Genomic DNA, 12,834 nt, shown 5'->3' with positions numbered 1-12,834 from the left:
CGCCGGCCGGGCCCGGACAGGACGACGCCGGCCGTCGCGCCCCGTGGGGGCGGGCGCGACGGCCGGCGGCCGGAGCCGAACGGACGGGGAGGTTACTTCTCGCCGACCTTCAGCAGCTTGTTGGGCGTGCCCTGGCTCGGGTTCTTGATCTTGTCGGGCGTGGCGCCGTCGGTCAGCGCCTTGGCGACCGCGTCCGGCTTGGCGTCCTGGTGGGCGCTCAGGTAGACCGCGGCGGCGCCCGCGACGTGCGGGGTGGCCATGGACGTACCGGAGATGGTCTTGGTGCCCTGGTCGCTGTCGTTCCAGTCCGAGGTGATGTCCGAACCGGGCGCGTAGAGGTCCACGGCGCTGCCGAAGTTGGAGAAGTCGGACTGCTCGTCGGTGTTGGTGCTGGAGGCGACGGTGATGGCCTCCTTGACCCGCGCCGGGGAGCCCTGGCCCGCGTCGGTGGACTCGTTGCCCGCCGCCACCGCGAAGGTGACGCCGGACGCGACCGCCTTCTGCACCGCGGCGTCCAGCGCCTCGTCGGCGCCGCCGCCGAGCGACATGTTGGCGACCGACGGGCCCTTGTGGTTCTTGGTGACCCAGTCGATGCCGGCGACGACCTGCTCGGTGGAGCCGGAGCCCTGGTCGTCCAGCACGCGCACGGCCACGATCTTGGCCTTCTTGGCGACGCCGTGCGCCTTGCCGGCGATGGTGCCCGCGACGTGGGTGCCGTGGCCGTTGCCGTCGGTGGCGTCGTTGTCGCCGTCGATCGCGTCGAAGCCGGAGGTGGCGCGGCCCTCGAAGTCCTGGTGCGAGGTGCGGACGCCGGTGTCGATGACGTACGCGGTGACGCCCTCGCCCGCGCTGTCGGGGTAGGTGTACTTCTTGTCGCCCTGGGTGCCGTCCTGGTCGATGCGGTCCAGGCCCCACGACGGCGGGTTGTCCTGGGTGGCGTCGATGTGGAACTTCTTGTTCTGCACGACCTTGTCGACAGCCGGGTCGGCGGCCAGGCGACGGGCCTCCTCGGCGCTGAGGCCGGTGGCGGAGAAGCCGTTCAGCGCGGCGGAGTACGTCCGCTTGACCTCGCCGCCGTACTTGCCGGCCAGGTCCTTGTTCTGCTCGGCCTGGACCCCGGCGCCGCGGACCGAGTTCTTGAGCATGACGATGTAGCTGCCGCTGACGGCGCCCTTGGCCTCGGCGCCGTAGACCTTGCCCTCGGCGGGCGACGCGCCCGCGGTGACCGCGGTGACGGTGGCGATGCCGGTGGCCGCGACCACCGCGGTTATCGCGGTGACGAGCCGCTTCTTGCTGGAACGCTTGTGAGCGTGAGCCATTCGAGGGTTCTCCTCGTTCGCAGTGTGGGGGGAAAGCGTTGCGCAACGGCCCGGACGGAGAAGAAGATCTCCGCCGGGCTGGCTCGAAACCCTGTCGGATTGACGGGACCAATTCAAGGGCGACCGGGCGTTGTGAGATAGACAACAAGCTTGCGTAATTGCAAAGGGCTGCAGAAGGGGTCAAATACGCACCCGGGTCGCCGGACGGTGAGTCAACTCCGTTTACATTCCGGCAACATGGCGCAGGTCAGCCGGGGTGCGGGCGGTGTAGTTACCCGCGGTACGCAGAACGGTGGGCCGAATGCCGGGGCCCGCGACCGCCGTTGCGGAACGGCGGAGAACCGGGGGTCTGCACCGACTTCTTCACGGGTCAACAATCCCCGGCTCGCGTACGCCTCAATCCTCGGCACGGCCCGGCCGAGGGTGATGCCACTCACTCGCACCACCCCGGACCAATCCGCCCCGCATACCCTCCTGTACGCAACGCATTTCCTCCGGCACGCCGCGCGACGCATCCACGCGCCGCATCCGCCCGCCTTATTGGGAATGCACCGATATTCCGTTACAGAACACCCGCTTCACGCCTCGGGCAGCTCCGCCTCGATGAGGTCCGCAGCGCGCTTCGCGCCGCCCTCCGCCAGCACTTCCCGCCGCACCCGCTCCGAAGCGGCCTTGACCTGCGGGTCGTTCACCAGGCCCAGCACCGCCTCGCGCAGGGCGTGTGCCGTGGCCTGCTCCTTGGGGAGGTGCCGGGCGACCCCGAGACTCTGGAGGACATCCGCGTTCATGAACTGGTCGACGGCCTGCGGTACGCACACCATCGGCACCCCGTTGGCCAGCCCCTCCTGGCTGCCGCCCATCCCCGCATGGGTGATGAAGGCGTCCGCCTGCCGCAGCACGGCCAGCTGCGGCACCCAGTGGTGCACCTCGAAGTTGTCCGGGACCGTGCCGAGTTCGGACACCTGGACATGCTTGCCGATCTGCAGCACCACATGCCAGCCGGGCAGGCCGCCGAACGCCTCGATGCACTCCCGGTAGAAGCCGGGCTCCTTGGTGAAGGCGGACCCGAGCGACACCAGCAGCACCTTGGCGTCCGCGGACAGGCCGTCCGGCCGGTGCCAGTCGCCCTGGTGGCCGCGGTCGCCCTGGCAGGCGCCGACGAAGGTGAACCGGTCGGAGTCGACGCGGTCGGCGTGCGGCTGCATGGCGCGCGGGATCAGGGCGATGCCGCGGGCGGGCTCGGCCCCGAACCGGTCGGGGTCGGTGATCCCGGACATCCCGTGCTCGTCGAGCCAGGCCTGGAAGCGCGCGTAGTACGCCCGGCCGCGCTCGGACTCGCGCAGATCGCCCATCTGTTCCGCCATATCGGCCTCGAAGCCGCGCCAGGCGACCATGTGCGGGGAGAGCTGGACGGCGGGCACGCCCCAGCGGTGGGCGAGGAGGGGCGCGGGATAGGCCGTGGTGTCGTGGAGGACGAGGTCCGGCTCGTCGCCTTCGTAGGCCGCGGCGAGCTGCGGCAGGGCCTGGACGGCGTCGTCGAGGAACAGGTCCAGGGCGTCGGCCATCTCCGCGCCCCAGGACTGCGGATCGTCGTCGAGGGGCAGGGTGGAGTTCCAGAACTTCGGCTCGGCCCCGGTCGGGGCGACGATCTCGGCGAAGGCCGGGGGGATGGCGTAGGTGACGCGGTGCCCCCGGGTGACGAGTTCCCGGATGACCTCCAGGCTCGGATTGACGTGCCCGTGGGCGGCGATGCTGAACATGGCGATATGGGCGGGCCGTTGGGCGCGGCCGGACACGGAAGGACTCATGACCGAACGATAAGCGAGACGGTTCGTCTCGTACAAACGATTTCCGGGGTCCCGCGGCGCCGCTCAGCGCTGGTACCGGGCCAGTACGAGATTCCCGTCGTGGACGAGGCGTCGGCGCAGCTCGTCCACGTCGATCGCGCCGCTGTAGTACTCCTGGAACCCCGGCGTCGCGATCTTGTCCTTCCACTCCGGATAGCCCCGCACCGACTGCGCGGGCGCGGCGCGCAGCGTGTCCGCGAGCGCCGTACCCGTCGCCCAGCCGTACCGGTCCACATGCAGTTCCGGCGCCTTCAGGGCCTCCTGCCCGGTCGGCAGCATCCAGTCCCCCAAGGCGAGCCGGACCATGTTGGGCGGCCTCAGCAGGAAGTCGACGAAGGCCATCGCCTCCTCCTTGCGGGGGCAGTCCGCCGCGATCGACAGGGTCTGCGGGCTGACACCCTGGTCCGCACCGCCGGGCCCCCGGGGCGCGGGCAGCACCGTCCACTCGAAGTCCTTCGGCGCCTGCTGCACGATCTGCTGCCGGTAGGAGAACCCGAGCGGCAGGATCGCGTACCGGCCGGCGAAGAAGCCGGGCAGCGTGTCGGCGCCGCCCATGCCCAGCGTCGTACGGGCCGCGCTGCGGGCGACGTTGACCTGGTCGTGGATGGTGCGCGGCACCACCTGGTCGGCGGCGTCGAACCGGACCTCCACCCGGCCGTCCGGGCGGCGCCGGAAGATCCGGCCGCCGGTGGACAGGGCGAGGTTGAGCGTGGCGGAGACCGGTTCCTTCAGCGGCCAGGCGACGCCGTACCCGCCGCCGCCCGTCAGCTCCTTCGCCACCTCCCCGAACTCCTCCCACGTCCACGGCTCCCCGGCGGTCGGCACGCGCACCCCGGAGCGCCGCAGCTTCACGCCGTCGGCGATCAGGACGCGCGGCTCCTGGAGGAAGGGGACGCCGTGGATCCGGCCGCCGAAGGTCCCCGACTCCCAGCTGCGCCGGGGGATGTCATCCTTGAGGCGCTTGGGGAGGAGGCCGGTCAGATCGGCGAGGTAGCCGCCGTAGGCGAAGTCCGCGAGGTCGTCGGAGGCGTCGTGGATGATGTCCGGCGCCTCACCGCCCTCGAAGGAGGTCAGCAGCTGGTCGTGGACGGTGGGCCAGGCCCCTTGCACGTACTGGACGGGGATGTCCGGGTGCCGCCGGTTCCACTCCGCGACCAGCTGCTTGTTGGCGTCCACGGACTCCTTCTGCCAGGCCAGCGACTGGAAGCGGAGCACACCCCGGCCGCCGTCGCCCCGCCTCCCGTTGGAGCAGCCGGGCAGCAGGGCGGCGGGCAGAGCCGCCGCGGCGGCGAGCACGGAACGGCGGCGGGGGCCGGTGCCGGGCGCGGTCATCAGTTCTTCACCGCCCCGGCCAGCATGCCGCCGGTGATCCGGCGCTGGATGACGGCGAAGAGCACCAGGCTCGGCAGCGTGGCGAGCAGGGCCGCCGCGGCGAGCGGGCCGAGGTCGGCGACGCCCTCGGCCCCGAGGAAGTGGGTCAGCACGACCGGCATCGTCTGCTGCTCCGGCGACTTGAGCAGAACGAGCGCGAAGAAGAACTCGTTCCACGCGGTGATGAAAGCGAACAGGCCCGTGGCGACGATCCCGGGCGCCAGCAGCGGACCGGTGACCGAGACGAGGATGCGCAGCCGGCCCGCGCCGTCCACCGCCGCGGCCTCCTCCAGCTCCGCCGGTACGGCCCGTACGTAGCCGGTCAGCATCCACAGCGCGAACGGCAGCGACCACACCACGTACACCAGGACCAGCCCGGCCCGGGAGTCGACGAGGTGGAGGGTCTTCAGGACCAGGAAGAGCGGGATGATCACCAGGACCAGCGGGAACGCCTGGCTCACCACGACCCACCCGGTCGCCGCCCGCGCGAAGGGCGTGCGGTGGCGCGCGAGGACGTACGCCATCGGGGTCGCCAGGACGATCGCGACCAGCGCCGAGACCGCGGCGGCCAGCAGGCTGTTGGCGGCGGCCTGGAGCAGCGGCTGCTCGTCGAAGGCCGTACGGAAGTTGTCCAGTGTCGGCGCCCGCGGGACCCAGGTGGGGTGCAGGCTGCCCAGTTCGCGCGGCGGCTTGAAGGCGGTGGAGACCAGCCAGAGGAAGGGGAAGGCGAGGAAGACCAGGTAGCAGAGCAGGGCCAGGTACTGCCCGGCCCGTCCGACGGTACGGCGGGTGGCCTGGCGGCGTTGTGCCCGAGACGGCTCACGGGACGGGGCCTCGTGCGTCATCGGTCGTCCTCCCCCCTCAGCCGCCGCGAGAGGTAGACGGCCAGCAGGACCGACACGACGGCGACCATCGCCAGCCCCATCGCGGCGGCGTACCCGAACTGCCCGTACCGGAAAGCCTCTTCGTACGCGAACAGCATCGGCAGCCGGGTGCGGCCCCCGGGACCGCCGTCGGTGAGCACGAAGACCAGCGCGAAGGAGTTGAAGTTCCAGATGAAGTTGAGCGCCGAGACGGCCAGCGCCACCGGCTTGATCGCGGGCCAGGTGACCGTACGGAACCGGCGCCAGGCCCCGGCGCCGTCCATCGCGGCGGCCTCGTGCAGTTCGCGCGGCACGTTCTGGAGCCCGGCCAGGAGCGTGACGGTGGTCTGGGGCAGGCCGGCCCAGACGCCGACGACGATCACGGCGAGCAGGGCGGTGGCCGTACCGCTCAGCCAGTCCGGCCCGTCGCCGGAGCCGAGCCCGACACTGCGCAGCGTCTCGTTCAGGACGCCCGCGTCCGGGTGGTAGACCAGTCGCCACATGATGCCCACCACGACCTCGGGCATCGCCCACGGGATGATCGCCAGTGCGCGGGCGAGCCAGCGCAGCCGCAGGTCCTGGCCGAGCAGCAGCGCGAGCCCGAGGGCGAGGAAGAACTGCGGGACCGTGACGCCCAGCGCCCACACCAGGCCGATCCGGAACGAGTCCCAGAAGAGGGTGTCCTGGAACAGGTCGGTGAAGTTCAGCAGGCCCACCCACCGGGTGGGTTGCGTCCGCCCCGACTGCGCGTCGGTGAACGCCAGCGCGATCCCGTACAGCAGCGGGCCCACGCTCAGCACCAGGATCGGGATCAGGGCGGGCAGCACCAGGAACCATGTCCCGCGGGCGGGCCCGTGGGCAGATCCGAGAAGAGACCCGCGGGCGGGCCCGCGAGCAGACCCGTGGACGGGGCCGCGAGCAGGACCGCGAGCAGGTCCGCCCGCCGGTGCGAGCCGGCCGGGCCCCGGCCGCGAACCGCCGGGCGCTCTCGTTCCCTTCGCCCCCTTCGTCCCCGTACGTCTCCGCCCTCGTCCGGGACCCTCTGGACCCAACGCGTCTCCCCCGTATCCGCTCGCCCCGGCCGGCACCGCCGACCGCGGACCTTTCCGCCCAGGACGCCACCGACCACCACGAACGGACCACGCGGGCCCGGGCGGAACGGCGCAGGTGGCCGCCGTCATCGTCGTGACGCCACCCGGCGCAGTCAAGCACCGGACGCTCCCCGAGCGCGCGGACCGCCCCCGGACCGCGCCGGATCGCATCGGACCGCACCGAGCCGCCGGACCGCACCCCGCCGCCTCACACCCCGCCCTACCCGTCCGGGTCACCCCGCCCCGCCCCTCCGGATCTCCCCGGCCCGCCAGGACCGGCACCTGCGAGACTGGTACCGATCACGCACCGCAGGAGGCCGCCCCATGACCGCACCGAGCACCACCCCGTTCACGGAGGCGCATGCCCGGGACGTCCTGGCCGCGGCCGGGCGGCCCGACGCCGCCGCCGACGCCCGGCTGCTGTCACTCGGCGAGAACGCGGTCTTCGCCACCGGCGACCACGGCCCGGTCGTCCGGGTCGGGCGCAGCGCCGAACTGCTGGAGCGCGCCGAGCGGGAGCTGCGCGTCGCCGTCTGGCTGGCGGAGCAGGGCGTGCCGGCGGTACGCGCGGCCGAGCCGGCGGCCCGGCTGGTGAACGGCCACCCGGTCACCTTCTGGAAGCGGCTGCCCGACCCCGTACGCCCCGCCGAACCGGCCGACCTGGCCGCCCTGCTGCGCCTGGTGCACGCGCTGCCCGAGCCGCCGTTCCCCCTCCCCCGCCGTGAGCTGCTGGGCGGTGTGGAGCGCTGGCTGCGGCTGGCCGGTGACGCGGTCTCGGCGCGGGACGCCGACTATCTGCGGGGCCGCCGCGACGCGTTCGCCGCTGCCGCCACCGCGCTGGAGCCGCATCTGCCGCGCGGCCCCGTCCACGGTGACGCGCTGACCCGTAACGTCCACGTGGGCCCCGACGGCCCGGTGCTCGTCGATCTCGAAACCTTCTCCTCCGATCTGCGGGAGCACGATCTCGTCGTGATGGCCCTCAGCCGCGACCGCTACGGCCTGCCCGCAGCGGCGTACGACACGTTCGTGCGGATCTACGGCTGGGACGTACGCGACTGGGAGGGCTGCGCCGTGCTGCGCGGCTCCCGGGAGACGGCCAGCTGCGCCTGGGTCTCCCAGCACGCCCCCGGCAACCCCGCCGCCCTCAAGGAATTCCGCCGCCGCATCGCCTCCCTCCGCGAAGGCGACACCACCGTGCGCTGGTACCCCTTCTGACGCGGTCCGGCCACAGCCGCCCCGCGGCCCGACCCTCCGGGCCCCAGCGGGCGCGGCCGGAGACCGGTGTCGTCACCGGCCTCCGGCCGCCCGCTCCCCCGGGAACCGCTCCTGGCCGTTACCCTCGGGCCGCGCGCCGGCAGGCTTCACCGGCCACCACCGCGGGGACGAAGTCCCTGCGCAGCTCGGCGTAGCAGGCGCGGAAGTTCTCCGCCCCGCCCATGCCGCCGATACGGCAGGGACGACTCCCCGAGCACGTGACTCAATGGCTTGCACTTCCTCCACCATGAACTCACCGCGGTGGCCGCCCGCCCTCCTGGAAGCGGCCATTCCAGTGACCGGTGCCGGTCCCCGGACCGAGATGCGTCGGGACACGCGGGCGTCCGTGACACCCACCGACGCGTACGCACCGTCACCGTCACCGTCGCCGCTCAAGGAGACGTGGCACAGCTCCTCACACGCCGCCCCGCGAGGGAGACGCCTGGACCGGCAGGTCCCCGGCGCGTTCGCGCGAGCGCTGGTACGGGATCAGCGGCCAGGCCGCCTCGACTATCGCCGCCGGGTCGCCGGAGCGGCGCAGATACCGCTGGAACGAGGCGGCCTGCTCGGCCGCCGCCTTCTCCTGGAGTGCGTGCAGCGCCGCCGGCGCCGTCCCGGCCACCTCCGGGTACCGCTCGCCGATCCGTCGCGCCACACCGGCCGCGGCCACCGCGTCCGCGCCCGCTTCGTGTGCGCCTTCCAGCGGGACGTCGTAGTGCAGGCAGAGGGCCTGAAGAGTGCGCTTGCCCTTGCGGTAACGGTCCACGTGCTTGTCCAGCACCAGCGGGTCGATGACCGGCGCGGGGCGGCGGCCGAGCCGCTCGGCGAGCGTCCGCAGGCCGTACCGGCGGCACTCGCGGTCCAGCAGCGAGAGATCGTACCGCGCGTTCATCACCACCAGGGGTATGCCCGCCTCCAGCGCTCCGGCGAGCGCCTGCGTGATCTGCTCGACACCGGCCGGCGCCGCCTGGCCGTGTGCCCGGACGTGAGCGGTCGTCATCCCGTGTATGGCCGCCGCCTCCTCGGGGACCTCCACACCGGGGTCGAGCAGCCAGGTCTCCCGCAGGGCCTCCCGGCCGCCCGCCTCCAGCCGTATCAGCGCGGCGGTGACGATGCGGTCCTGCTCGACGTCCGTGCCGGTGGTCTCCAAGTCGAAGCTGACGAGCAGCCCTTGATGCCAGCCCATGGCGGCCTCCTTCGGTGTTGCTTCCCCCGTGTTCCCCTACTCTCCCACGCGACACTGACAACGCCCCGGCGCCCACCCGCCCTTCACAGCCGACCACCGCGGCACACCGGTCACGCGGATTTTCCTTGACGTTCCCCCGCTTCCCGGCAACGGTGGCGGGACACGTGCGCGGCGCGTCCGCCGCGCACGAGCGGCGAGGCCACGGGCAACGGACAACGAGAGGGCTCCGGTGGGCGAGAACAAACGGCGCATGCTGGCCGGTGAGTGGTACATCCCCGACGATCCGGAGCTGCTCGCGGACACCGTCCGCCGCATCGACCTGTGCGCCGCCTACAACCGCACCGGCCCGTCCGGCCCCCGTACCGCCGAGCGCCGCGCCATCCTGCGCGAGCTCCTCGGCTCGGTGGGCGAGGAGGTCCGCATCCGGCCGCCCCTCAACTGCGACTTCGGCTACCACATCCGCATCGGCGACCGGACGTTCGTCAACTTCAACGCCGTCTTCCTGGACGCCGGGCCCATCACCATCGGCGCGGACGTACAGATCGGCCCCAACGTGCAGCTGCTGACCCCGACCCACGACCTCGACCCGGACCGGCGCCGGGCCGGGTGGGAGAAGGCCGAGCCCGTGACGATCGGCGACAACGTCTGGCTCGGCGGCGGAGTCATCGTCTGCCCGGGAGTGCGCGTCGGCGACAACACGGTGGTCGGCGCCGGCGCCGTGGTCACCAAGGACCTCCCCCCGAACGTCCTGGCCGTGGGCAACCCGGCCCGCGTGATCCGCCATCTCTGACCCGCCCCCGCCCGCGAACCTGCGTGACGGCGGTGACGGCTGCGGCCGGCGGTGTCTGCTACGTCTGTGCCATGGACGACACCGGAACCCTCCCCGAGACGGAAGCCCGCCTGGCACCCGTGCTCGCAGCCCTCGCCGCCCGCGAGCCTGGTCCTCGACGGCCGGACGGCCCGGCGGGCCACCGTCCGGCAGCGGGACGGTGAGGAGCGGCGGGTCCTCTACCACCAGGGGACCGCCGTGCAGGACGCTGTCGGGGACACGGGCTGAGGTCCGGGAGGCGTTCCGGACCCCGTACGTCCCCCCGAGCCCCTCAGGACACCGGCCGGGAATCCGCCCAGACGTTCTCGAACTCCTCCCGGTACGTTCCGAAGAGGCCGGGGTCCTCCTCGTGGTCGGCCCCCTGGCGCAGCACCTCCCGGCCGCCCCCGCGCAGGACCAGGACCGGTGACTCCATGCCCCGGCTGCGCCGCAGGTACGACTGGACGACGGCCACGCCGTCCGGGCCGTCCCCGTCCACCAGGTAGGCCGTGAAGCGGGGCGTCTCGTCGAAGACCTGGATCTCGAAGGCCCCGGGGTCGCGCAGCCGGGCCCGGACCCGCCGCATGTGCAGGATGTTCATCTCGATCGACCGGCTCATCTCGCCCTTCTTGAGCCCCAGTTCCCGCTCGCGGCGGCGGACCGCGCTGCTGGCGGGGTTGAGGAAGAGCAGCCGGACGCGGCAGCCGGACTCCGCGAGGCGGACCATGCGGCGGCCGGAGTAGTTCTGCACGAGGAGGTTGAGGCCGATGCCGATGGCGTCCAGCCGGCGGGCACCGCCGAACAGGTCCTCGGCGGGCAGCTGCCGCTGGAGGCGCACCCGGTCGGTGTGGACGCCGACGACGTCCGCGTACCGGTCGCCGACCAGGTCCTCGACGGCGTCGATGGGCAGCCGTCCGGCGGTGCGGGTGCCGATGCCGGAGCCGAGTATCTCCAGCAGCCGGGCGGAGGCCCTCTCCGCCTGGGCGAGGACGGTGCCGGTCAGGGCGCGGTTGCGGGAGACGATGTTGCGGGCCACCTCCAGCTCGTCGAGGGCCAGCTCCACCTCCCGCCGGTCGTCGAAGTACGGCTCGAAGCACGGCCAGTGCTGCACCATCAGCTCGCGCAGCTGCGGGAGGGTCAGGAAGCTGAGGATGTTGTCGTCGGCGGGGTCGAGCAGATAGCCCTTGCGGCGGCTGACCTCGCGGACCGCCACCGCCCGCTGCACCCACTCCTGCCCGGTGGGCCCGGCGGCGGCGATGACCCACTCGTCGCCGTGCACCGGTTCGTAGACCGGGCCCAGCACCGCCGCCACGACGGCCCGCAGCCGCTGTTCGACGAGGTTCAGCCAGATGTAGGCGCGCCCGGCCCGCCGGGCGCGCGTGCGCACCTCGCGCCAGGCCTCGGCGCCCCAGTCCAGCTCCGCGCCGATCTCCATCGGCCGGGCCAGGGACACCGCCCCGGGCGGGGCATCGACGGAGCCGCCCTCGTGTCCCTCATGACCGTCCTGGCCGTCATGGCCGTCGTCACCAGGGGGCAACTCCAGCCCGCCCGAGCTCACCTGCGCACCGCCTTCCGAACCCCCGTGCCAACGATCAAGGCAGACTACTGCGGGTCCGGGAGGCGGTGCAGCAGGATGGTTCGAGTCCCGCGCCAACTCCCCTTATCCGAGGTGACCGTTGTGCCCGGAAAGCTCGGGCGGAGTGAGCGGATTCATAGCGGTGACGTCCCGCGGGGCGAGCTGGAAGCCCTGCCAGTGGACCGGCATCGGCTCCTGGTCCTCGTCCCGGGCGATGTGGTGGTAGCCGATGTTGACCCACGCGATGGGGTGGCGGAGCGGCTGGCCGTTGACCCACCGGTCGACGCTGGTGCCCGCGCCGGTCCCGCAGTTCGCCAGGTTGTTGCTGGCGAACTGTTCGCACGTGTTGTACTCGGTGAAGTACACGTCGTGTCCGGTGAAGGCGCGCCCGGTGTACTTGCTGGAGCGGCCGGGGACGATCTCGTACGACCGGGGGTGGCCGTCCTTGTTCTTGCCGACGTTGCTGACCACCCGCCACCACCGTGTCGGGCCCGCGTCCCCCGCCAGTTCCTTGGTCACCGGCGTGCGCACCGTCTTCGTCTTCGGGACCTGCCCGGCGCTCCCGGGGGTGGTCGTCGAGTCGAACTGCTCGACGCGGTTGGCGGACGAGCCGTCCAGGCCGAAGTTCAGACGCCAGAAGACGTTGTGGCTGTGGCTGGTGGCGTAGTCCTTGGCGCCCTTGCCGATCGGCCAGCCGCGGCCGTCGCCCGCGTCGTAGTCGGCGGGTGAGAGCGTGCCGGTGGCGCCGACCTGCATGTTCATCGTGCCGTCGCCGGAAAAGCGCCACTCGACGATGTATTCGTACCACCCGGTCTTGTTGACCGTGTACACGAGCAGGTCCTTGCCCTGGACCTGCTGGGTCTTGGTGGTCTCACCGGGGTAGCGGCCCAGGCGGTACGCGTGGCCGCGGGCGCGCGTGGTGACGCACAGCCCGTTGACGTTCGGGTGCTCCGGGTCCCAGGCGCCCGGCACCTTGACCGCCTTGATGGTGCCGCCGGGGCACTCGCCCGGGTCCAGCGTCTGGAGCCCCTGGGCGAAGCTCTGCCCGGTGAGGTCGTCGTACTCGTTGCCCCCGTCGTCGTACGGCACGTGGATCTGGGCCAGCTTCGCGGTGGTCAGCACCTGGATCGGCCGGGGCTCGGCCTTCGGCTGGTACGAGACGTTGTCCAGGACCAGCCCGGCGTTCGCCTCGTAGTGCCAGCACATGCGCCAAGTCGTGCCGCCTTCGAGGGTCTGCGTGATGCTGTACGGGGTACTGCACCCTGCGGCGGTGGGGGCGGGGGCCGCGGGCGCGGCCTGGGCGGCGGCCGGCCCGGTCGTCAGGGCCGTCGCGCCGAGCAGCAGCGGCGCGGCGAGCAGTACGGCGCGCCGGAGACGGGCACGGTGGGTAAGGACAGGGGTACGGACCGCGGTACGAACGGGGGTACGTACGGGGACACGGGCACGGCGGCGGTGGTCGCGAGCGCGGCGGAAGGGTCTTTCGTGCATGGAAACGCTCCTGTACGACAGTGATACGGAA

At 72.4% G+C, this 12,834-nt stretch carries 10 protein-coding genes; 2 read left to right on the top strand and 8 right to left on the bottom strand.

Features of this window, described 5'->3' with window-relative positions; all coding sequences use genetic code 11:
- Positions 1-92 precede the first annotated feature (92 nt).
- The 5 genes from ACH4FX_RS23450 to ACH4FX_RS23430 all read right to left on the bottom strand — a co-directional run bounded on the left by ACH4FX_RS23450 (position 93) and on the right by ACH4FX_RS23430 (position 6,452).
- On the bottom strand, positions 93-1,319 hold the full coding sequence (locus ACH4FX_RS23450) for a S8 family peptidase (RefSeq protein ID WP_398481906.1): 1,227 nt from the start codon (positions 1,317-1,319) through the stop codon (positions 93-95).
- A 578-nt stretch (positions 1,320-1,897) separates the two neighbouring features.
- On the bottom strand, positions 1,898-3,127 hold the full coding sequence (locus tag ACH4FX_RS23445; RefSeq protein WP_398481904.1) for a macrolide family glycosyltransferase: 1,230 nt from the start codon (positions 3,125-3,127) through the stop codon (positions 1,898-1,900).
- A gap of 63 nt (positions 3,128-3,190) precedes the next feature.
- Positions 3,191-4,498 (bottom strand): ABC transporter substrate-binding protein, encoded by a 1,308-nt coding sequence (locus ACH4FX_RS23440; RefSeq protein ID WP_398481902.1) that lies wholly within the window; start codon positions 4,496-4,498, stop codon positions 3,191-3,193.
- On the bottom strand, positions 4,498-5,382 hold the full coding sequence (locus tag ACH4FX_RS23435) for a carbohydrate ABC transporter permease (protein WP_398481900.1): 885 nt from the start codon (positions 5,380-5,382) through the stop codon (positions 4,498-4,500). Before ACH4FX_RS23435 ends, ACH4FX_RS23440 begins: the two co-directional genes overlap by 1 nt.
- Entirely contained in the window at positions 5,379-6,452 is a 1,074-nt protein-coding gene (locus ACH4FX_RS23430; protein ID WP_398481898.1) for a carbohydrate ABC transporter permease, read from the bottom strand. Before ACH4FX_RS23430 ends, ACH4FX_RS23435 begins: the two co-directional genes overlap by 4 nt.
- A gap of 363 nt (positions 6,453-6,815) precedes the next feature.
- On the opposite strand from ACH4FX_RS23430, the gene ACH4FX_RS23425 reads away from it, so the two are divergent.
- The gene (locus ACH4FX_RS23425) at positions 6,816-7,706 is read left to right on the top strand and encodes an aminoglycoside phosphotransferase family protein (RefSeq protein WP_398481896.1); all 891 of its coding nucleotides are present in this window, start codon (positions 6,816-6,818) and stop codon (positions 7,704-7,706) included.
- A gap of 454 nt (positions 7,707-8,160) precedes the next feature.
- Here ACH4FX_RS23425 and ACH4FX_RS23420 read toward each other — a convergent pair whose 3' ends face one another.
- Positions 8,161-8,931, bottom strand: a complete 771-nt coding sequence (locus ACH4FX_RS23420; RefSeq protein WP_398481894.1) for an exonuclease domain-containing protein — start codon at positions 8,929-8,931, stop codon at positions 8,161-8,163.
- Between the two features lie 229 nt (positions 8,932-9,160).
- Between ACH4FX_RS23420 and ACH4FX_RS23415 the strand changes: the two genes are divergently transcribed.
- Positions 9,161-9,721, top strand: a complete 561-nt coding sequence (locus ACH4FX_RS23415) for a sugar O-acetyltransferase (RefSeq protein WP_398481892.1) — start codon at positions 9,161-9,163, stop codon at positions 9,719-9,721.
- Between the two features lie 310 nt (positions 9,722-10,031).
- Here the strand turns inward: ACH4FX_RS23415 and ACH4FX_RS23410 are convergent, their stop codons facing one another.
- A complete protein-coding gene (locus ACH4FX_RS23410; protein WP_398481890.1) occupies positions 10,032-11,297 on the bottom strand; it encodes an SAV2148 family HEPN domain-containing protein in 1,266 nt (421 codons plus the stop codon).
- Positions 11,298-11,399: 102 nt separating this feature from the next.
- Positions 11,400-12,803: a copper amine oxidase gene (locus ACH4FX_RS23405; protein WP_398481888.1), complete on the bottom strand. Its 1,404-nt coding sequence runs from the start codon at positions 12,801-12,803 to the stop codon at positions 11,400-11,402.
- Between the last annotated feature and the right edge of the window lie 31 nt (positions 12,804-12,834).

The organism is Streptomyces sp. NPDC018019 (genome assembly GCF_044327805.1).
Classification (GTDB): Bacteria; Actinomycetota; Actinomycetes; order Streptomycetales; family Streptomycetaceae; genus Streptomyces.
This window is presented reverse-complemented; position numbering and strand designations above follow the sequence as displayed.